15 protein-coding genes and 2 tRNA genes are annotated in these 20548 nt (G+C 58.5%); 11 read left to right on the top strand and 6 right to left on the bottom strand.

From position 1 onward, the window contains the following. Window positions 1–4: 4 nt before the first annotated feature. Entirely contained in the window at window positions 5–388 is a 384-nt protein-coding gene (locus G5S47_RS07775; RefSeq protein WP_006680511.1) for a phage holin family protein, read from the bottom strand. Here G5S47_RS07775 and G5S47_RS07770 point away from each other — a divergent pair. The 3 genes from G5S47_RS07770 to G5S47_RS07760 all read left to right on the top strand — a co-directional run bounded on the left by G5S47_RS07770 (window position 382) and on the right by G5S47_RS07760 (window position 4640). Next, window positions 382–804, top strand: coding sequence for a glutamate-cysteine ligase family protein (locus G5S47_RS07770; RefSeq protein ID WP_336619914.1), 423 nt, complete (start codon window positions 382–384; stop codon window positions 802–804). The two genes, G5S47_RS07775 and G5S47_RS07770, sit on opposite strands and share 7 nt — an antisense overlap. Before the next feature lie 54 nt (window positions 805–858). Beyond that, the gene (locus G5S47_RS07765) at window positions 859–2352 is read left to right on the top strand and encodes a glycoside hydrolase family 32 protein (RefSeq protein ID WP_219585517.1); all 1494 of its coding nucleotides are present in this window, start codon (window positions 859–861) and stop codon (window positions 2350–2352) included. A gap of 284 nt (window positions 2353–2636) precedes the next feature. Further along, window positions 2637–4640, top strand: a complete 2004-nt coding sequence (locus G5S47_RS07760; protein ID WP_219585516.1) for a sucrose-specific PTS transporter subunit IIBC — start codon at window positions 2637–2639, stop codon at window positions 4638–4640. Between the two features lie 135 nt (window positions 4641–4775). Here the strand turns inward: G5S47_RS07760 and G5S47_RS07755 are convergent, their stop codons facing one another. After that, complete coding sequence (locus G5S47_RS07755; RefSeq protein WP_006680508.1) at window positions 4776–5813, bottom strand: LacI family DNA-binding transcriptional regulator; 1038 nt, start codon at window positions 5811–5813, stop codon at window positions 4776–4778. A 412-nt stretch (window positions 5814–6225) separates the two neighbouring features. On the opposite strand from G5S47_RS07755, the gene G5S47_RS07750 reads away from it, so the two are divergent. Both G5S47_RS07750 and ptsP read left to right on the top strand, forming a co-directional pair. Beyond that, on the top strand, window positions 6226–6492 hold the full coding sequence (locus tag G5S47_RS07750; protein WP_103632929.1) for an HPr family phosphocarrier protein: 267 nt from the start codon (window positions 6226–6228) through the stop codon (window positions 6490–6492). A 2-nt stretch (window positions 6493–6494) separates the two neighbouring features. Continuing rightward, window positions 6495–8180, top strand: a complete 1686-nt coding sequence (ptsP, locus tag G5S47_RS07745) for a phosphoenolpyruvate--protein phosphotransferase (RefSeq protein WP_103632930.1) — start codon at window positions 6495–6497, stop codon at window positions 8178–8180. A gap of 81 nt (window positions 8181–8261) precedes the next feature. Here ptsP and G5S47_RS07740 read toward each other — a convergent pair whose 3' ends face one another. Both G5S47_RS07740 and G5S47_RS07735 read right to left on the bottom strand, forming a co-directional pair. Beyond that, window positions 8262–8885: a superoxide dismutase gene (locus tag G5S47_RS07740; protein ID WP_006680505.1), complete on the bottom strand. Its 624-nt coding sequence runs from the start codon at window positions 8883–8885 to the stop codon at window positions 8262–8264. Window positions 8886–9152: 267 nt separating this feature from the next. Beyond that, complete coding sequence (locus G5S47_RS07735; RefSeq protein ID WP_103632931.1) at window positions 9153–10097, bottom strand: DUF808 domain-containing protein; 945 nt, start codon at window positions 10095–10097, stop codon at window positions 9153–9155. Between the two features lie 246 nt (window positions 10098–10343). Here G5S47_RS07735 and G5S47_RS07730 point away from each other — a divergent pair, with 246 nt between their 5' ends. From G5S47_RS07730 to G5S47_RS07705, 6 genes are all read left to right on the top strand, one after another. Next, window positions 10344–12047 carry a DUF7059 domain-containing protein gene (locus G5S47_RS07730; protein ID WP_257878446.1) on the top strand — a complete coding sequence of 568 codons (1704 nt, stop codon included), beginning with the start codon at window positions 10344–10346 and terminating at the stop codon, window positions 12045–12047. A gap of 114 nt (window positions 12048–12161) precedes the next feature. Further along, the gene (gene topA / locus G5S47_RS07725) at window positions 12162–14891 is read left to right on the top strand and encodes a type I DNA topoisomerase (protein WP_219585514.1); all 2730 of its coding nucleotides are present in this window, start codon (window positions 12162–12164) and stop codon (window positions 14889–14891) included. A gap of 137 nt (window positions 14892–15028) precedes the next feature. Beyond that, window positions 15029–15880 (top strand): dTMP kinase, encoded by an 852-nt coding sequence (gene tmk / locus G5S47_RS07720; protein ID WP_219585889.1) that lies wholly within the window; start codon window positions 15029–15031, stop codon window positions 15878–15880. After that, on the top strand, window positions 15880–17151 hold the full coding sequence (locus G5S47_RS07715) for a DNA polymerase III subunit delta' (RefSeq protein ID WP_006680500.1): 1272 nt from the start codon (window positions 15880–15882) through the stop codon (window positions 17149–17151). Before tmk ends, G5S47_RS07715 begins: the two co-directional genes overlap by 1 nt. Before the next feature lie 48 nt (window positions 17152–17199). Then, window positions 17200–18846, top strand: coding sequence for an alpha/beta hydrolase (locus G5S47_RS07710; protein ID WP_219585513.1), 1647 nt, complete (start codon window positions 17200–17202; stop codon window positions 18844–18846). 182 nt (window positions 18847–19028) lie between these two features. Beyond that, window positions 19029–19101, top strand: a tRNA-Thr gene (locus G5S47_RS07705). A 174-nt stretch (window positions 19102–19275) separates the two neighbouring features. Here the strand turns inward: G5S47_RS07705 and G5S47_RS07700 are convergent. Together G5S47_RS07700 and G5S47_RS07695 are read right to left on the bottom strand one after the other, a co-directional pair. Continuing rightward, a tRNA-Pro gene (locus G5S47_RS07700) sits at window positions 19276–19349 on the bottom strand. Window positions 19350–19504: 155 nt separating this feature from the next. After that, entirely contained in the window at window positions 19505–20539 is a 1035-nt protein-coding gene (locus G5S47_RS07695; protein WP_219585512.1) for a metallophosphoesterase, read from the bottom strand. Window positions 20540–20548: the final 9 nt, after the last annotated feature.

Raw genomic sequence — 20548 nt, 5'->3', positions numbered from 1 at the left:
CGGACTACTTGTCCTTCTTTGCGCCAATCAAGCCGGCAACAAGGGACGAGACGATTGCGGTGATGACAGCACCAAAGAAGCTTGCCCAGAAGCCACCCGTTTCAAAGGGAATGCCAACGGATGTTGAAAGTGCGCCGGTCAGCATGAACAGCAGGGCGTCGGTAACGATGGCGAACAAACCGAAGGTCAGGATGTACAGGGGGAAGGTCAAAACCTTCACCAGAGGTTTGATCAGGGAGTTCACCAGAGTGAACACCAATGCGATCACCGCAAGGGCGATCAGAGTGGAGGCTAGTGACGTTCCGTCGGTGAAATTGATCGACGGCACAATCAGGGTCGCTGCCCAGATACCAGCCATGGTTGCAATGAGTCGAAGTATAAATTCCATACTTCCAGTCTGCCTGTGTTCCAGCTTTTTCGCATCCGCAGGCGGTTTTTCGCGGGCGACATTCCGACTCTCCACGCCTGCCGACCGCTGGCTTGCCACACCTGTTGGATTCGTGGGAGCAGGTCGAAGATCTTGAGGAGCGTTTGAAGCGCGCGGGCGGGATCGTGAATTTCAACGAGGTTCGCTGGGATGTTCGCCCATCGCCGGGCTGTGGAACGATTGAGGTTCGCTCGTTCGATTCGGCGACGAATATGACGGAATTGCGGGCTTTGTCCGCGCTTGTTCACGCTTTGGTTGAGACGGTGTCGCGTGATCTTGATCGTGGGGTCGCGCCTGCGGTGCTGCCTCGCGAATTGCTGGAATTGAATAAGCGGCGTGCTTCCCGATTCGGGCCGACTGATTCGAGGTGTGTGTAAAGTTATGACCGAAAGCCTCTGTCAAACGAGTGACATACTTGCTAGTCTCGAAGAATGACTGAGGATTTCCTGGCTTTTGCACTCAATGCTGAACGTCGCTCTCACGCCTGCGAAGACGCGGACTACCCCCAATTTCATGTCGCTCCGCCAGTTGGGCGCCTCAATGATCCGAACGGCCTGATCAAAGTTGGCGACACTTACCACGCCTTCTTCCAGTACACCCCGGAGCATCCGAAGAAGCTTGTTTACTGGGGTCATGCGACGTCGAAGAACCTCGTGAACTGGGAATACCTGAAACCTGCGATCCTGCCCGACAGTCACCAGGACGCAAACGGCGCCTACTCCGGTACTGCGATCGCGACCGAAGAGGGCGTGGAACTCTGGTACACGGGCAACTACAAGGATCCTCAGACCGGTGAGCGCGAAGCGACCCAGTGCGTCGTCACCACGCCCGACATGAAATCGTTCACCAAGCTTGTTCCGCCGATTATCGGCCATCAGCCCAACGGCTATACCGCTCACTTCCGCGACCCGCAGGTCTGGGCCGATCCCGAAGTGCCGGGTAGCTACCGCATGCTCCTCGGCGTGCAACGTGAAAACGAAACCGGCGCCGCCCTTCTCTACCGTTCGAGCAACCTGCGTACCTGGGAATGTGAAGGAGAAATGACCTTCCCCGATGCGAACGGCGCATTCGACGCCTTCGGCTATATGTGGGAATGCCCGAACCTCGTTCGCCTGAGCGATGAGGTCAGTGGTGAAGTCCGCGACGTCCTCATCTTCTGTCCCCAGGGCATCGCCCCCGACGTCGAAGGCTACGAAAACATCTTCCCCTGCATTTACATCGTCGGAAAACTGGTCGGCACAGAATTTACCGAGTGTGACGGATCATTTACCGAGCTTGACCGCGGTTTCGAGTTCTACGCTCCCCAGGTCTACGCGCGTACTGACACTGCGTGGGGTGCATGGAGTGACGAGAAGCCCGCGCTTCTTGTCGGCTGGGCCGGCAACGCCAGCGAAGATGACCAGCCCTCGATCGAAACCGGAGGGTGGGTGCACTGCTTGACCTCTCCGCGACAGCTGGTGTTGGTTGACGGCGTGCTTGTTCAGCGTCCCTACCTGCCCGGCTTGCCGCTGTCATTCGACTCCGAAGTGGAGACTCTCGCGGGTTCGCGTTCGTGGAGGTTCTCAGCTGACGTCGAGTTCAACGCACCTTCCGCTACTTCATCCGACGAGGCCACCTCCATTACTTTCGTCATCGGCTCAAAGGGGGCGGGAGTGAATGTGACACTGAGTCCGTCATCCCTGACCGTTGATCGCTCCGACTCGCGTTACCCACATGGAGATATACGAACCGTGACCCTCGCGGATGAAGAGTCGGAGCATATTGAGATCATCCACGACCGGTCTCTCACTGAAATCTTCCTCGGAGATGGCCGCAAGGCCTTCACCTTCCGCTCCTTCTTGAACGGTGAAGCAGCTGGGCTCGAAGCGCGATGTGAATCGTGTTCTGTAACTCTGACAAACATATGCAGGGCTCGTCTGGACTGAAAGGTGTCCGCGCCAAGTAAAGGGTGGCATGTGAGATGTGTGCGCGGCCTCGTGAATCGACAATCTGGGTGGGCTTCGGCTGGAATGTGTCCGCAGGTCATCACTGCTGAGGTGGTAAGCGCACATTTTTGCGCGTCAGTTCGGCGAAAAGTCCACATAACAATGAGACAAAAGCCCTTGCGCTGAGGCGTATGGCGCACATAGTATGTCAAACGATTGCTATATAGCCCGGTAGTGAACGACGACGTTGTACACGCGCCTGGCCCACCGAGAAAGGAACGTGGATGGCAATGGATTACGCCAAGGTGGCGTCCGAAGTTGTAGAAGCGGTCGGAGGTGCCGATAACATCAGCGCAGCCGCACACTGCGCAACCCGCCTGCGACTCGTTATTGTCGACGAGTCTAAGATTGACCAGGCTGCCCTCGACGCGAATGGAGACCTCAAGGGCACCTTCGCAGCAGGTGGCATGTTCCAGATCATCGTCGGTCCCGGCGATGTCGACAACGTCTACCGCAAGATGGTCGAAAACCACTCCGTCCGCGAGGTCTCCAAGGATGAAGCTAAGGAAGAAGCCGCAAAGTCCGGCAACCTCTTCTCGCGCTTCATCAAGATGATCGCTGACATCTTCGTTCCAGTCCTCCCCGCCCTGATCGCCGGCGGTCTGATGATGGCTATCAACAACGTTCTGACCGCTGAAGGCCTTTTCGGCGAACAGTCCGTCGTTGGAATGTTCCCGGCCATCGCTGACTACGCCTCCCTGATCAACATGATCTCGTCGGCAGCATTCGCTTCGCTGCCTGTCCTGGTTGGCTTCTCCGCTGCAAAGCGCTTCGGTGGCAACGTCTACCTCGGTGCGGCAATCGGCGCGGCAATGATCTCCTCCGACCTGCTCAATGCATGGAATACCGGTGCGGCACTTGCCGGCGACGCAGAGGTTGAATACTGGCACCTCTTCGGCATGGAAGTTGCCAAGATCGGCTACCAGGCGCAGGTCATCCCGACCCTCGCCGTCACCTTCGTCATGTGCGTCATCGAAAAGTGGCTGCACAAGCGCCTGTCCGGCACCGTTGACTTCCTCGTCACCCCGCTGGTCACCATGCTTCTCACCGGCTTTCTTGCATTCATCGCAATCGGCCCGATCACCCGCGTTCTCGCAGAAGGCATCACCAACGGCATCAACTGGGGTTACTCCACGCTCGGCCCAATCGGTGGCCTGATCTTCGGCTTCTTCTACTCGCCGATCGTCGTCACCGGCCTGCACCAGTCCTTCCCGGCAGTTGAAATCCCGCTACTCCCCGTTAATGGTGGCATCGGTGACTTCATCTTCCCGATCGCCTCCATGGCAAACATCGCTCAGGGTGCTGCAGCCCTCGCTGTCTTCCTGAAGGCCCGCGATGCCAAGCTGAAGGGCCTCGCCGGCGCCGGCGGCGCGTCCGCAGTCTTCGGTATTACCGAACCCGCAATCTTCGGTGTCAACCTGCGCCTGCGCTGGCCCTTCTACGTCGGCATGGTTGCTGCAGCAATCGGCTCCGCCGGCGTCGCACTCTTCGACGTTCGTGGCCAGGCACTCGGTGCAGCAGGCTTCGTTGGCTTCGTGTCGATCATCCCGAACGACATCCCGATGTACCTGCTCCTTGAAATCCTCGTCTTTGCCCTATCCTTCGGTGCCACCTTCGCCTATGCCTCAACGCGAGGCAAGGTGGACTTGGCCGAAGGTGGCGCAGTCGCAGCATCCGCCGATTCTGCCGTCGTAGCTGCACCTGCAGCTACTGGCGTCGCAGAAGCCAAGATCGTTGAATACGCCGAAGGCGCAGACACCGACTACACCATCACCGCACCTCTCGCCGGTGAAATCATCCCGCTCGAGCAAGTCAAGGACGAGTCCTTCGCCAAGGGCATGCTCGGCCCGGGCGCAGCAATCATTCCCGCCGGTGGTGTAGTCGTCGCACCATTTGACGGCAAGGTCACGGTCGCATTCGAGACCGGCCACGCCTACGGCCTGAAGTCCGCATCCGGCATGCAGGTTCTGATCCACATTGGTATGGACACGGTCAAGCTTGAAGGCAAGTACTTCACCCCCCGCGTCGCCAAGGGCGACATGGTCCGTCGTGGCGATGTCCTCGCCGAGGTTGACTGGGACGGTATCCGCGCAGCCGGTTACGATACCATCACCCCGGTTGTCGTCACCAATAAGAAGAAGTTTGACTCCGTCGAGCTTTCCGGCACGGGCACCGTTTCCACGAACGATACCTTCCTTGAGGCACAGCCGAAGGAAGTAACTGCCTAATCGGGTTTTATTCCTGACACGTGACGGGGAGAAGGCTACGGCCTTCTCCCCGTCGTGTGTGTGATCTGAGTGCGAATAATGAAGGGGCACTGACAATCGTCAGTGCCCCTGATTCGATTGAATTGAGATGTGTGCTTACGCGGTCCAGCCTTCAATCAAAGTCACTGGGAACTCGTAGCTTCCGCCAGTCGCTCGGTCGTGAGAATCATCGGATGTGTCGGCAGAGCCGTGGGCCTCGCTGCTAGTTTCACCGTTGATCTGCGCAAGCAGGATCTCGACGGCCTTGCGGGCAATCAGATCGAGGGGCTGGCGTAGCGTGGTCAGTCCGGGAAGAGCGCGGTGAATAGCCTGGGTTCCATCGAAGCCGATGATTCGCAGGTCGCCTGGAACGGTCAGGTTGTGCAGGCGTGCCCATTCGAGGACCTCGGCCGCGGCCAGGTCATCGGTGGCGAAAACGCCATCGATTTCTTCGGCGACAGAGTTGAGGCATTCATTGACGGCCAGTTGGCGGATCGCAGAATCCGTGTGGAAGGGAACTTCCAGAATGACCGGTTCAACGCCGTCTTCGCCAAGGGCTCGACGATATCCGTGCTCGCGCAGGTTCTTCGGGTGCGCGCGCGAGGTCAGCAGGGCCGGTCGGTGGCAGCCTGCGTCCAACAAGCGCCTGGTGGCGTCGTATCCGGCGGTTTCGTTGTTGCAACGAACGTTAGGGATCCGGGGTGAGAGCTCGCGGTCGATGGTGACCAGTGGCATGCGGATCGTTTGGTATTCCTCGAGCGCTTCGTTGTGTGCGCCAGAAATAATACCGTCGACTCGATTTCCAACCAGTAGGTTCAAGTAGTCGCGTTCACGGTCCGCGTGTCCCATCGAGTTGCAGATAAGGATGCGGTAGCCCTGTTCGGCAAGGGCGTTTTCAATCTCGACGGCGAGTTCGCCGAAGAAGGGGAGTGCGACAGTCGGGACGATCAATCCGATGGTGTCGGACTTTTTGCCGTGGAGTGCGCGTGCGAGCTGGTTGGGACGGTATCCGAGTTTCGCGATCGCGTCGCCGACGCGGTCCTTTGTTGTCTGGGACAGGTATCCGCGGTTGTTGAGGACTCGCGACACGGTGGTCAATGAGACGCCGGCTTCTTTGGCTACGTCGGCCAGGGTGGGCTCGGAGTGTGACTTCACGGGTTAGGTCCTTGTTTTGCTGGCGGTCGTTCGGTTCATTTTAGATGTTGATGTGTGCAGACCATATGGACTTCTGTCGAAGTGTGAGCCTATTTACTGACTACTCATCTCGTCGCCTGTTGAACGTGTGCCTGGCGCGCAGAATACTTGGTCAAGTCCGTGTTAAGCAGGCAAAAAAGGGGACGAGTCTGGGCGTCTTGGTGCGGTGTGTAGTCGGCCCTCGGCTTGGCTGTGGGTGATGAAAGTGTGGCCGGCCTCGTGAATGGGGAAGAAGGCGGAAGGCGCTGACGTGACAATGGTCGCGCAATTGCACCATGAAAGTGTGCTGACAGGCACGATAATTCCTTTTACGATTAAAGGCAAGGGTCAATATGTCCAACGATGGACATACCCGGGTTGGAAGGAAAACCTCATGATCTCTCGTTCTGTTGTCATCGCCTCCTCCGTTGGTCTGCACGCGCGCCCCGCTGCCGTCCTTGCCGATGCCGTTGATGAATCCGGTGTCGACATCGTTATCTCGTTCGACGGTGAAGAAGCAGACGCAGCATCGCTCCTCGAAATCATGACCCTCGGTGTCAAGCACGGCGACGAAGTCACCCTGTCCACCGAAGATGACAACGCTGGCGCTGTTCTCGACTCGCTGGCCGAACTGCTTTCGCGCGATCTCGACCAGGAGTGAGCATGAGCACCGGACACTCAGTCCTTCACGGAATCGGCGTCTCAGCCGGAACAGCCGCTGCTCCGGTAGCGATCGTGCGCCCAGCACCCGGCGTTGATACGAACGAACCTGCTTGCACTGATCCCGAGGTGGACGGTGCCCGTGTGCGCGAGGCTCTCGCAACAGTCAGCAACAGCCTCAAAGAACGTATGGAAACGGCTCCCGAAGAGTCGAAGCCGATCCTGAAAGCCACCGCCAAACTCGCGTCAGACCGCGGTCTGGCAAAGGGGATCGACAAGAAGCTGAAGAAGGGCTTCGGTGTGACTGCCGCAGTCGAAGCAGCTGTCGAAGAATACGCCGAAATGCTCCGCGGACTGGGCGGGTACATGGCGGAACGCGCCACCGACCTGTACGACGTGCGCGACCGTGCAATGTGTGAACTGCGCGGACTTCCGGCGCCCGGCGTTCCCTCATTCGATGAGCCTGTCATCCTGGTTGCTCGCGATCTGGCACCCGCTGAAACTGCAACCCTGAACCCTGAGAAGGTCAAGGGCATCATCACCGAAATCGGTGGCCCCACGTCGCACACCGCGATTCTGGCCGCTCAGCTTGGTATTCCGGCAATCGTGAAGGTTACCGGCATCCTCGATATCACCGAAGGGTGCATGCTCGCCCTTGACGGTGGCGTCGGTGAAGTCATCGTTAATCCGACCGACGAAGAAGTTGAGCTTCTTGAGGCGCGCTCGCGTCATCGCGCTACCGCGCTTGCCGGCTCGTCCGGTGAAGGTGCGACCTACGACGGCTACAAGGTCAAGCTTCTCGCCAACATCGGCACGATCGATGACGCTGAACGCGCAGCTAAGTTCGACCTTGAAGGCTCCGGCTTGTTCCGTACCGAATTCCTGTTCCTCGATCGCGCGGATGCGCCTTCGTTAGAAGAACAGACGGAAACCTACACCAAGGTTCTCCAGGCGTTCGGTGATCGTCGTGTTGTCGTGCGCACGCTTGACGCCGGCGCCGACAAGCCACTGTCGTTTGCAGATCTTGGCAAGGAAGAAAACCCGGCGCTTGGCCGTCGCGGTTTGCGCCTCTGCCAGGCTCGCGAGGACCTGATTGATACGCAGCTGACTGCTTTGGCTGCCGCCTACGAGGCCACGAAGGCTGACCTTTGGGTCATGGCACCGATGGTGTCCACACTTGAGGAAGCCCAGTGGTTCGCCGACAAGGCGCGTGGCGTGGGCCTGCCGAAGGTCGGCATCATGATCGAAGTTCCCGCGGCCGCTATCCGAGCAGACCAGATGCTGTCCATCGTTGACTTTGCGTCGATCGGCACGAATGACCTGACGCAGTACACGATGGCCGCTGACCGCATGGACGGCGAGCTTGCTCCGCTGCTCACCGCGTGGCAGCCGGCTGTCCTGCAGATGATCAAGTTCGCCTGTGAAGGTGGTCGTTCGACAGGCAAGTCGATCGGTGTCTGCGGTGAAGCCGGTGGCGACCCGCTGTTAGCGCTGGTTTTGACAGGTTTGGGTGTTGGCTCCCTGTCGATGGCACCGACCAAGGTGAACGCTGTTCGCGCCGCTCTTCGCCTGCACGACCTGGCGACCTGCCAGCAGATGGCTGCGTATGCGCTGGATGCTCCGACGGCTGAAGAGGGACGCAACAATGTCCTGAAGCTTGTCTCGCCGACGATGCTGGCGTTGCTCTGAGCACCCTCTGATTGAAGCACGAAGCCCCGGACCTCTACGAGGTCCGGGGCTCTGCTTTGTTAGTCAGAGACTAGGCAGGCGTCAGGCGACAACCAGGCCGGTGTACTGGGTGCGGGCGCGCTCGAAGCGTGCTGCGACGTCGTCCCAGTTGACGATGTTCCACCATGCCTTGACGTAGTCTGCCTTGACGTTCTGGTAGTCGAGGTAGAAGGCGTGCTCCCACATATCCAGCATGAGTAGCGGGACGGTGGCGACCGGGATGTTACCCTGCTGGTCGGTCAGCTGGAAGGTGACCAGACGGCCAGCGAGTGCATCCCATGCGAGGATGCCCCAGCCGGAGCCCTGCAGGCCGAGAGCCGCTGCTGCGAACTGGCCCTGGAACTTCTCGAAGGAGCCGAAGTATTCGTCGATTGCTGCGGCGAGTTCGCCTTCGGGGCGACCCTGGCCGTCGGGGGTCATGTTCTGCCAGAAGATGGTGTGGTTGGTGTGGCCACCGAGGTTGAACGCAAGGTTCTTCTCGTACAGGTTGATGGCGGCGAAGTCGCCGGATTCGCGTGCTGCTTCGAGCTTCTCAAGGGCGGTGTTTGCGCCACCGACGTAGTTTGCGTGGTGCTTGTCATGGTGCAGTTCCATGATTGTGCCGGAGATGTGCGGCTCGAGTGCTGCGTAGTCGTAGGGGAGCTCGGGGAGCGTGTAGACGGTCATTGCGTCTCCTTCGTTAGGTATTTAATGGCAGTGCCGCGACTGCCGTTCACACTTTCGAGGGTACAGGGCTTTAGTCCCCTTTTGCTACGGGAACGGTGGAACATGGACGTGAGGTTTCAGCCATTGCCGGCTGGGAATAAAACGCGCGTTGGGTGCAACGGGTGTGGTTTCACGAGGCCGCGCCCGCCTGTCGTAGGTCTTGGCGCAATTGGTGCGCGAGCTCGCCTCTGCTGATGGAGGTGTTGCGTTGGGGCCTCGTCGATGCCCTTACTTGGTGTGGCGCACCCGCTTGATGACGCTGGAAAACCCGAGCCAAATGTAGGCCAGGACGATGCCCCAGATCATGCCGAAGATGCCGGATTGGACGGTTTCGGCGGTCCATGCGGCGGTGCCACCGAGGTGTTCGACGTAGGAGACGCCGTGCTCGACGATGTGATGGAGCACGGTGAAGCCGAGGGTATTGAGGGAGGAGATGACGATGTGTCCGCCGACCCAGAGCATAGCGACCGTGCCGACGATTCCGATGACGGTGAAGACCTTCGGCATGATGGAAACGAGGCCTCGTCCAAAGCTGGCAATGCCACCCTTCTTTTCTGCGAGGCGTAGACCAAGGTCATCCATTTTGACCAGGACAGCGACGATTCCGTAGACGAAGAAGGTCATGAAGAAGGCGACGCCGACCATGATGCCAACTTTGATGAGGTTGGAGGTGGTGGTGACGTCGGCCAGCGAAATAAGCATGATTTCCGCGGAAAGAATCAGGTCAGTGCGAGTGGCGGAAGAAACGATGCCCATCTCAATTTCTTCAGGAGTAACGGAGGTCGCTGAGTCCTTGTGGTCAACGTGTTCGGGATAGAGGTGGAGCTTGGCGAGAGCTTTTTCTCCGCCTTCGAAGCAGAGATACGAGCCGCCGATAATGAGGATGACAGGCAGAAGCCAGGGGGCCAGCCAGGTGAGGATCAATGCGACCGGCAGGATGATGGCGAGCTTGTTAATAAGGGATGCGCGCGCGATCTTCTTGATGATCGGGATTTCACGACTCGGGTCAAGGCCAGCTACATACTGCGGGGTGATGGCAGTGTCGTCGATGACGACGCCAACGGCTTTCGACGATGCTTTTGCAGCGCCGACAGCAATGTCATCGAGGGATGATGCTGTTGCTTTCGCGAGCGTGGCAATGTCGTCGAGAAGTGCGATGAGTCCGCCGGCCATGTTTGTCCTTGAAGTAGACGGTGTGTACGTCTCATCATGCCAGCGTTGGGGTGCCTGCGTGTAGCGAGGACGGGTGTGGGAGTGAATGCGCAAGGAGTTGGTGCGTGGTTGTGTTGAGTACGATCGCTTTCCGCTGGTTGTTGGTGATTCAGTGACGAGGCCACGCGTGTGGATACAAGTTTGCGTGTTCACAGGGCGCGGTTTGTGCAATTCGATTTGTCCATGGTGGCAACTAGTGTTGGTGTCATGAACGAATCCGAAGTGGCTGTTGCCAATACGCCGATCGTTGATCCGGCACTGATCGCGTGTCTGCGCTCTGACTTTGATGATGCCGGCTGGTACGTCGATGCTCTGAAGCAGGTTGTGTCGCAACGTGCTCTTACGGCCTTGGGGCGTGAACAGCGTGTGCCTGCGTTGGTTGAACTGAGGGCTCAGACCGCTCCGATCTCTGTTTTGACCAGGCTCTTCATGTTGGGCGATACGGTGGCGGGCCAGCAGCTGGATCAGGCACTTCCCACGTGTGGCGTCGCCGGTGCCGTGTCGCTGGGTCTTGCGCAACCCGTGGCCGACTCGAGCTCTCCGTCGCGCTACCGCGCGACGGTTGACCTGCGCCCCTACAGCGCTGTGATTCCCGACGTTATGGTCGGCGGTGGGTCAGATTCCGATTCGACTCGACAGCTGAATTGGTGGATTGCCTCAGATCTAACGTCAATGGTGACAGGCGGAGCTCTTCGCCCTGACCACGTGTTGGGTGTGGGTGGAGCATCCACCAGTCTGCTTGAGATGACGATCCGAAAGCCCTTTACGTCTGCCCTCGATATGGGGTGTGGTTGCGGAATCCAGGCGATGCACTTGGCAACTCATTGTGAACGTGTTGTGGCGACTGACCTGTCAGAGCGCGCGTGCCAGTTCACACGCTTTAATGCGGCGTTGAATGACATGCAGATTGAGGTGCGTGCGGGTTCGCTTTTTGAACCCGTTGCTGGACAGACCTTTGATCTGATCGTGACGAACCCTCCCTTCGTTATTACTCCTGATGTTCTGCGCGGAGATGGCGACGATCTGCTGGAATATCGCGATGGCGGGATGAGTCGTGACGAACTAGTTCGCACCGTAATCCAGGCGGGCCCAGATTATCTGGTGCCCGGCGGGTATATGCAGATGATTGGGAACTGGGAGATCCCCGCGGATGTGGATCCCGATTCTGGGTGGTCAGATCGTCTGAAGCCGTGGTTCTCCGACCGGCCCGTGGACGCGTGGATTGTCCAGCGCGATGTCTTGGACCCCGCGCAGTACGTGGAAATGTGGCTTCAAGATGCTGATCCCCACGACGCGGATTCTGAAGCGGATGCTGAACTGGACATTGGCGAATCCGGAGCGATGGTCGGTGTCGAGGATCCTTTCGGCCTCGTAGATTCGAAGCGAGAAATCGCATACGCGAAATGGCTCGCCGACTTTGACAGCGCGAACGTCGGCGCAGTCGGCATGGGGTTTGTTGCCATGCGACGACTGGACGCGGACGAAGCGGGTGGCGCTCGCGGAATCCAGCACTTCGATCTTGAACTCACTGGGCGCAGGCCGTTAGGAGCAGATGTCGAGCGCACGTTGGATGCGTTGCGCCTTCCGGACGATCTTGGTGCGCTGACTCTGGTTCGTGCCGATGACGTGACTGAAGAACGCCACTTTGTTCCAGGTACCCCTGATCCGAACGTCATGATCATGCATCAGGGCAGTGGACTTGGACGATCCATCATGGTCGGTACCGCCGTGTCAGCGATTGTTGGGGCGTGCGACGGCGAACTAGAGGTCGGGCAGATCAGTGCGGCCGTGGCGATGCTCACTGACCGTGAAATCTCAGACGTTCGCGCGGAAGTCGACACTCCGCTTCGAGCCCTGATTCGGGCAGGAATGCTTGAAATTGCGACGTGTAGCAAGCAGTCGACCGTCTAGTGGACTTTCGTTGACACCGAGTGGACAGTGCGCGAAATTTGCCGGGTCCGTTGTAAGGTCAGGCAAGCGCGACGATTTTCGTTGAATTCAAATTAGGCACCGAAAGGGTGAGTCATGGGAGCGTCAAAGCTGGTCATCGTGGAGTCTCCCGCGAAGGCTGCGACCATCGAGGGATACCTAGGTCCCGACTACCATGTGACCGCATCAATTGGGCACATTCGTGACTTGCCTCAGCCGAAGGAGCTTCCGACCGACATGAAGAAGGGCCCCTACGGTCGCTTCGCCGTCGATGTCGAGCACGGTTTTACCCCTTACTATGCGGTCAACCCGGACAAGAAGAAAAAGGTCACCGAACTCAGGCGTGCGCTGAAAGAAGCCGACGAACTCTTCCTGGCAACTGATGAGGACCGCGAAGGTGAAGCAATCGCATGGCACCTTCTGCAGGTGTTGAAACCGAAGGTGCCGGTTAAGCGTATGGTCTTCCACGAAATCACAAAGGAAGCGATTACTCGCGCGCTTGAGAACACTCGTGAGCTCGATACGGCGCTCGTCGATGCGCAGGAAACCCGTCGAATCCTTGACCGCCTGTACGGCTACGAGGTCTCGCCTCTGCTCTGGCGCAAGATCCGTCCTTCCCTGTCGGCTGGTCGCGTGCAGTCAGTGGCAACCCGTCTGGTCGTGGATCGTGAACGTGACCGTATTGCCCACATTTCCGCTGAATACTGGTCAATCCAGACCCGCATCGAAGCAGGCGACGCGTTCAACGCGAAGGTAACGCACGTTGATGGTCGATCCGTAGCAACAGGTTCCGACTTCAGCGAGAAGGGTGTTCTGAAGGACAAGTCGGAAAAGGCTGACGTCCTGCACCTGAACGAGGCACTCGCTCGAGATCTCGCCACCGCGTTGGAAGCATCCACGACGTCGGTTATTGATTCGGTCACGCAGAAGCCGTATCGTCGTCGTCCGGCAGCGCCGTTCACGACGTCCACACTGCAGCAGGAAGCCTCGCGAAAGCTGCACTGGAATGCCTCGTCGACAATGCGTACCGCTCAGTCTCTGTACGAGTCCGGTTACATCACCTACATGCGAACTGACTCGACTGCACTGTCCGGCCAAGCCATTGCCGCGGCTCGAGCGCAGGTCGCAGAACTTTACGGTGCCGCCTCTGTCCCCGAGAAGCCTCGCGTGTACGGCAAGGTTGCGAAGGGAGCACAGGAAGCTCACGAAGCTATCCGCCCCGCCGGCGATCACTTCCGTACCCCCGCACAGGTTGCAGGTCAGTTGAGCCGTCAGCAGTTGGCTCTCTATGACTTGATCTGGAAGCGTACGGTTGCCTCGCAGATGACCGACGCTGTCGGTTTTACCGCGACGATTCGTGTTGCTACCGACATTGTCACATCCGATGGTGCGCACTCTGTTGTTTCTTCCGCCTCTGGCACGGTCATCACCGAGCCCGGCTTCCGTCAAGCCTACGAAGAAGGCCGTGACAAAGGTCGTTACGACGCTGAAAAGGACAGTGAAGCAGAAGCAACTCTGCCGAACGTCTCCGAAGGCGATAGTGCAAACGTCGTGGAAGCAATTGCTGAAAGACACGAGACTCAGCCTCCGGGTCGCTACACCGAAGCAACTCTGGTCAAGACTATGGAAGAGCGTGGCATCGGTCGTCCTTCCACGTATGCGGCAACGATCCAGACGATCGGTGACCGCGGATACATCACGCACCGCGGTCAGTACCTTGTGCCGACATGGTTGGCATTCTCGGTCACGCGTCTGCTGGAAGAGAGCCTGCCTGGATTGGTTGACTACGACTTCACCGCGTCTATGGAAACGGATCTTGACCGCATCGCTACCGGTGAAGAAAAGGGTGCTGACTTCCTCACCGGTTTTTACCTGGGTGAAAATGGCAAGGGCGATGAAGACGGCTTGAAGTATCAGGTCGAATCACTCGGCGACGATATCGATGCTCGCGCCGTGAACTCGCAGCCTGTTGGTGATGACGTGGTTGTTCGCGTGGGTCGCTATGGCCCGTACCTTGAAAAGGCTGATGGCACGCGCGCCAACCTGCCCGAAGACGTTGCTCCCGATGAGGTCAACGCCGAAAAGATCTCCGAACTGTTCGCTCTTGCTGCAGATGATGGTCGCGAGCTGGGTGTTGATCCGCAAACCGGTCACACGCTGGTGGCAAAAAACGGCCGTTTTGGCCCTTACATCACCGAGATTCTTCCCGAACCGGAAGAAACAGAAGCCACGACTGCGAGGGGACGCAAGAAGGCTGCACCGAAGCCTCGAACCGCATCGCTGTTTAAGAGCATGGACCTGTCGACGGTGACCCTTGAACAGGCTCTCCAACTGCTTTCGCTTCCGCGCGAGGTCGGTGTTGATCCGGAAACGCAGGAAGTGATTACCGCTCAGAACGGTCGCTATGGTCCGTACCTGAAGAAGGGGAGCGACTCGCGCACGCTGGCGTCGGAAGAACAGTTGCTCACGATCACGGTGGACGAGGCTCTTGCGATCTACGCTCAGCCGAAAGTTCGCGGTCGAGGCGCTGCAAAGCCACCGCTTCGCGAGTTCGGTGAAGACCCGGTGTCCGGTAAGAAGGTCACGGTGAAGGACGGTCGTTTCGGTCCGTACGTGACAGACGGAGAAACGAACGTGACGGTGCCTCGTGCAGAAAGCGTCGAAGACCTGACCGAAGAACGTGCCTTCATGCTACTTGCCGATAAGCGTGCAAAGGGGCCGGCTCCGAAGCGAGGTCGTGCGACCGCGAAGAAGTCGAGCACAAAGAAGACCACGACACGTAAGACAACAACAAAGAAAACTGCTGCAAAGAAGACAACGAAGTAGTGGTCGACCGGTGCGCATCGGCAGGAACTGAACACCGGGGCCTGCAGTGACGTGCATGCGACGAACACATGTCTTTGTTCCAAAACAGGGCAGGTCATGCGACGATTGAAAGCATGACGGTAGACGGGAGTATGGGGATGAGCGCTGAGGGTGTGTTTATCACCTTCGAAGGTGGCGACGGAGCTGGAAAATCAACGCAGATCCAGCGCGTTCGTGACTGGTTTATCGAGCGTGGTCGTACCGTCAAGGTCACCCGTGAGCCCGGCGGTACCGAGCTTGGCGTTCAGATCCGTCAGATGGTTCAAAACGGTCCCGAAGACATCGATCCTCAGACCGAAGCCCTACTGTATGCAGCGGATCGCGCCTATCACGTTGCTACCCTGATCCGTCCAGCTCTTGCAGCCGGTGAGGTCGTATTGGCTGATCGCTATATCGATTCGTCACTCGCATACCAAGGGGCCGCTCGATCGCTTGGTGTTGACGAAATTCGTTCCCTGTCCATGTGGGCAACCCAGAGCCTAGATCCGACCCTGACCTTCCTGCTCGACCTGCCTCCAGAAGTGGGAGCCCGTCGTCGCACGGACGCCCCCGACCGCATGGAACGCGAATCCACGGACTTCCATGAGCGCGTCCGCCACGAATACCTGCGTTTGGCCGATGCTGAACCTGAACGCATTATCGTGATCGACGGCGTTGGCACGCCCGACGAAGTCTTTTCCGAAATCCGTGGTGTCCTTGAAGAACGCTTCGGCTCTGGCGTTGTTCAACACGTGGATGATGAAACCGCCGTCGATCAACCTTCTCGACCGGTCGACAAATCTGCCGAACCGTTGACTACGGATAACGCGAAGGTGGTGTCGCACTCGGCGCCGAAAGCCAAGACAAAGTCCGGCGCTCAGTCTTCGAAGTCATCCAAGAAGAAGTCAATGCTTGGAATCCTTGCAGGACAGGCGCCCCTGTGGCCATCCGCAGAAGAAGATAAAGCCTAATGGCGCTCCGTGGAGCACACGTCTGGGATGAACTCGTCGGCCAAGAAGCCGCCGTCGAGATCCTTCGAGGTGCTGCGCTAGGTGCGCGTGGCCTCGTCGATGGGGGATATGCGCACGCGTCTGTTGATCCCTCCCAGGCGGATCGCACTTCAGCCGACCCCTCCGATGACGATATCGATTCGGCCGGCGATGACGCTTCTCGCGCGATGAGCCACGCGTGGCTGATTACCGGACCGCCCGGTTCGGGTCGTTCGGTTGCTGCCAGGGCATTCGCGGCAGCCCTCCAATGCACCGAAGCCGACATGGGTGCAGGACACTGCCCAGGTTGCATAACAACGATGAACGGATCGAATGCTGACGTGCACCTTGTGGCCACAGAAGCCAGCGTCATTTCTGTCGATACCGCGCGTTCTCTGGTTCTCCACGCTCAGTCAGCACCCTCGCAGGGACGTTGGCGCGTCATCATCGTTGAAGATGCGGATCGTCTGACTGAAGCCGGCGCGAACGCGCTACTGAAAGCCATTGAAGAACCGCCCGCTCGCACCGTCTGGCTCCTCTGTTCTCCCAGCCCAGAAGACATGATTACGACGATTCGTTCGCGTTGCCGTCACCTTGGGCTCCGTATTCCATCCGTGGAAGCGGTCGCTGACCTGCTTGTCAGGGAAGGCGTGGCAGACCGGCAGAGCGCGATCAGCGCCGCCCGCACCGCCCAGTCGCATATCGGGTTGGCGAGGGCGCTGGCGAAAGACCCTGAAATGCGTGAGCGCCGTCGTCAGATTATGACCGCACCGGTTCGCGTTCGCTCCGTGGGAGAAGCAGTTTTCGCTGCCGAAGGTCTTTTGAAGACAGCGCAGGCGCAAGCTGATGCGCAGACTCTTGAACGAAACGCGCGCGAGAAAGCAGCTTTGCTTCGCCAGCTCGGCATGGACGAATCCGAGCGACCTGACCGTCAGCAAAGAGTGATGCTCAAACAACTGGAAGACGACCAGAAGCGTCGTTCCAAGCGCGCTCTGACCGATGCGTTAGATCGTGCGCTCGTTGATTTGCTCGCGATCTATCGCGATGTGCTGATGGTGCAGTTGGGGACCGGTCAACAGTTGGTGAATGCTGATCTTGAAGATTTGGTTTACGAACTGGCGTCCGATTCGACGCCTCGTCAGACAATGGGTCGCGTTGCCGCAATTGAAGAAGCCCGCAAGCGCCTTGTGTCGAACGGACAGGCACTTCTTGTGCTCGAAGCGATGGCAGTATCGCTTCGTCCCCAGGCTTAACGTCAGCCCAAGCACTCACTCCGACGAGGACTCCCATATCCTTGTCCTATGATTGTGAAGTCGAAGCGTCGAATAGCGATTGTTGCGATTGTTGGCGTCGTTGTCTTGGCGTTGCCGTTCATTGTGAACGCGGCAATGCTCCTGATTAACAGCTTCCGCTATTCCGAGAGCTCCATCCGCCCCTCCGAACCGAACGCCGTTTCGGGCACATCGATCGATGATTTCTATCGTCAGACAATCAACTGGGGCGATTGCTCGACACAACAGATTTCCGACGGTTCGTCGGTGCCTCCTTCCGATCCGCAGAACTATCAGTGCGCAACGCTGTACGCGCCACTGGACTGGGACGAGCCCTCAGGCGAGCAAATTACGCTGTCGATCGCAGTGCATCGCAGTGGGGTCGAGGATGCTCCGGCGCTTTTCTACAATCTTGGTGGTCCGGGTGGCGCTGCCGTGTCGTCACTGGTCGGCCAAGTAAACGATGGTTTGGGCGATGCGGTTGTGAAGACTTATGACATCGTTGCTCTGGATCCTCGTGGCGTTGGCGCCTCGTCCCCCGCGATCTGCATGACGGATGCCCAGCGTGATGCCTACGCGACGGATGGCACGCTGGGCGATGGCGGGACTGCTGGCGAAGGTGTCTCCGGTCGCACTATGGATCCCGCTGAGATCATCGCGCACGCCGAAAAGCTGAGCGCCAGGATCGCCGATGGTTGCCAGCAACTGTCCGGGAACGTCTACAAGCACATCGATACGGTGTCCGTGGCGAAGGATTTCGACATGGCTCGTGCAATTCTTGGGCAAGAGAAGCTGAACTACCTTGGGTATTCCTACGGCACGTTCGTTGGCGCGCTCTACGCCGATATGTTCGCTGACAAGGTGGGGCGTTTCGTTCTTGATGGTGCGATTGATCCAGCGATGGATATCAACCAGGTGTCGGATCTTCAGATGGAAGGTTTTGAAGCGTCCGCGCGCCATTGGCTTGAAGAATGTGTTGCGGGGAAGGATTGCCCGTTCAGCGGAAGCGTTGATGACGCGGTCGCTGATCTTGTGGCCTTCCTTGATGCTGTCGCCGATCAGCCACTTGAGACTTCGGATCCTGACCGTCCGTTGACGCGTAATCTGGCGTTGACGGGAATTATTACGGGCTTGTATTCGTCCGATTCGTATTCTGTCCTCACCGAGGCGGTGCGCCAGGCGGTACAGGATAGCGACGGTTCGCAGTTGCTGTATATCGCGGACTTGTCCAGTGAACGCCAGGATGATGGTACGTTCGCGTCGAATTCGATGGATGCGTTGATCGTGGTGAATAACGCTGATTATGAGCCGGTTGGCACCCCGGAAGAGTGGGCGCAGGCCGCTGAAAAACTGGCTGATACGCTCCCGGTCTTCGGCGCGGATGCGGGGTATGCGTCGGCCGGTCTGAGTGCGTGGCCGACTGATCATGCGGCTCGCCAGCCGGTGAGTGCGAAGGGTGCCGCGCCGATTGTCGTGGTGGGGACGACGCATGATCCTGCGACTCCGTATGTGATGGCGCAGAACTTGGCGTCTCAGTTGGAGTCCGGTGTGCTGGTCTCGGTTGAAGGCTGGTCGCACACCGCCTATTCGAAGAAGGCCAGTACGTGCGTGGTGGATGCAGTCGAAGGCTACTTGGTCGACGGGACAGTTCCGGCCAACGGTTTGAGTTGTTCGTGACCGCCTCCTGATTCACGAGGCCGATCGGCTCCGCCCCCCGGGTGGGATGGTCGTCGGATTGCGGGCGGCCTCGTATGTGAGGAATATCCAAACGGTTAATTTGGGTAGTCATTTGCGGCAAACCCGTGGCGCACACTATGGTTATACCGTTGTCCGAACGCCCCTGTGGGGATTGCGGACAGGCCACCTTAGCTCAGTCGGCAGAGCGATTCACTCGTAATGAATAGGTCGTGGGTTCGATTCCCACAGGTGGCTCGACTGAAACGGTCTGGACTTGCGGGTTGAGGCCGTTTTCTTTATATTCGGTGGTTTTGTCTGCTCGACGCTTCTATGATGAACGATTGATATATAACATTTGTCGTTTAAGCTCTTCGTCGCCAAAAAATGAAAAGCCTCCGACACCTGCAGTGCCGGAGGATCTCACACGAGTCGGGGTGGCGGGATTTGAACCCACGACCTCTTCGTCCCGAACGAAGCGCGCTACCAAACTGCGCCACACCCCGTGCGACTGTTCGAGTATAGCGAGTCAAAGTCCCAGATGACAAAACGGAAAGCCCTTAGAGTCTGCCGAATAAGTCACAGTGCCCGATCCGAGCGCCCAGCCTAAATGCGTGGCAATCATTCGCCGGTAGCGCTATCCAAACGGGCTGCGTGAACGCTATGCGATTGAAAGAAGGGTGGCCTCGGGGCGTGTTGCGATACGAACCTGCGCGTAGCGCGACGTCCCCAGTCCGGCACTGACATTGACGAAGGACTGGTGCGTGCCATATCGCCACGAGTGCAGCCCTTTTGCGTATTTCCGTGGGAGGTCGCAGTTCGTCACGATCGCTCCAAAGCCGGGAAGTCCAATCTGACCGCCGTGCGTGTGACCGGCGAAGATAAGGTCGGCTCCAGCGTCCGTCATGGCGTTCAAAACGCGCGTATATGGAGCGTGCGTGAGACCGATACGCAGGTTCTGCTGGTTCGCCCACGAATCCAACGGGATGGGAAGTCGATCGCGGTTGAGGTGCGCGTCGTCGGTCCCGATAAAGCTGAGCGTTTGGGACGTGTGCGCGGCCTCGTGAATAGAAGGCGAAGAAGCGCCAGGTGCGATGGTCGACGAAGAGGAGACGCGCGCAACCGGTGCTAAGACAACGGGAATCGAAAGCGTATCTGCGCGGTTAGTCAGGTTCGTCCAGCCGGCTTCGTGGAATGCGGAAGTCAGTTCAGTCCACGGCAGGTCCGGCGTTGTGCGCGCCTTTTGAGGGTGTCCGCCGACAAGGTAGCGTGCCCAGCTCTTCGGCATCTGCGAATAGTAGTCATTCGAGCCGAGCACGTAGGCGCCGGGGTAGTCCAGCAGTGGTTTGTAGGCGCGCATCAGGGGGACGAGGCCGTCCACACTGGAGAAGTTATCGCCGGTAGAAACGACGAAATCAATGTGGTTTGTGGCCGTAACTTTCCTGAGGAAATCTTCGATGAAGTCTTGGCCGGGAAACATGTGCAGGTCAGAGACGTGAAGGATTGTCAGTGGCCGGATATTGCGCGATGGATCCAAGGTGACGTGGACGTGTCGCAATGTTGGCCAGCGTCGTTCAAACGAGCCCCAGGCGAGTGCTGACGCCCCCGCCAACCCCATGCCAAGGGTCGTGTAGCCGACGCCTTTAAACGCGCGCCCAGCGATGTTGAGGGAGCTTGTGTGCACGTCGTACGTCATGGGTCTGCC

It is taken from the genome of Schaalia turicensis, assembly GCF_019380255.1.
Classification (GTDB): Bacteria; Actinomycetota; Actinomycetes; order Actinomycetales; family Actinomycetaceae; genus Pauljensenia; species Pauljensenia turicensis_A.
This window is presented reverse-complemented; position numbering and strand designations above follow the sequence as displayed.

Coding starts and splice junctions, on each gene's coding strand:
- topA (WP_219585514.1), top strand. CDS start 12,162: ATGGGAGCGTCAAAGCTGGTCATCGTGGAGTCTCCCGCGAAGGCTGCG.
- G5S47_RS07750 (WP_103632929.1), top strand. CDS start 6,226: ATGATCTCTCGTTCTGTTGTCATCGCCTCCTCCGTTGGTCTGCACGCG.
- G5S47_RS07730 (WP_257878446.1), top strand. CDS start 10,344: ATGAACGAATCCGAAGTGGCTGTTGCCAATACGCCGATCGTTGATCCG.
- G5S47_RS07735 (WP_103632931.1), bottom strand. CDS start 10,097: ATGGCCGGCGGACTCATCGCACTTCTCGACGACATTGCCACGCTCGCG.
- G5S47_RS07710 (WP_219585513.1), top strand. CDS start 17,200: ATGATTGTGAAGTCGAAGCGTCGAATAGCGATTGTTGCGATTGTTGGC.
- G5S47_RS07740 (WP_006680505.1), bottom strand. CDS start 8,885: ATGACCGTCTACACGCTCCCCGAGCTCCCCTACGACTACGCAGCACTC.
- G5S47_RS07775 (WP_006680511.1), bottom strand. CDS start 388: ATGGAATTTATACTTCGACTCATTGCAACCATGGCTGGTATCTGGGCA.
- G5S47_RS07695 (WP_219585512.1), bottom strand. CDS start 20,539: ATGACGTACGACGTGCACACAAGCTCCCTCAACATCGCTGGGCGCGCG.
- G5S47_RS07765 (WP_219585517.1), top strand. CDS start 859: ATGACTGAGGATTTCCTGGCTTTTGCACTCAATGCTGAACGTCGCTCT.
- G5S47_RS07760 (WP_219585516.1), top strand. CDS start 2,637: ATGGCAATGGATTACGCCAAGGTGGCGTCCGAAGTTGTAGAAGCGGTC.
- G5S47_RS07715 (WP_006680500.1), top strand. CDS start 15,880: ATGGCGCTCCGTGGAGCACACGTCTGGGATGAACTCGTCGGCCAAGAA.
- ptsP (WP_103632930.1), top strand. CDS start 6,495: ATGAGCACCGGACACTCAGTCCTTCACGGAATCGGCGTCTCAGCCGGA.
- tmk (WP_219585889.1), top strand. CDS start 15,029: ATGAGCGCTGAGGGTGTGTTTATCACCTTCGAAGGTGGCGACGGAGCT.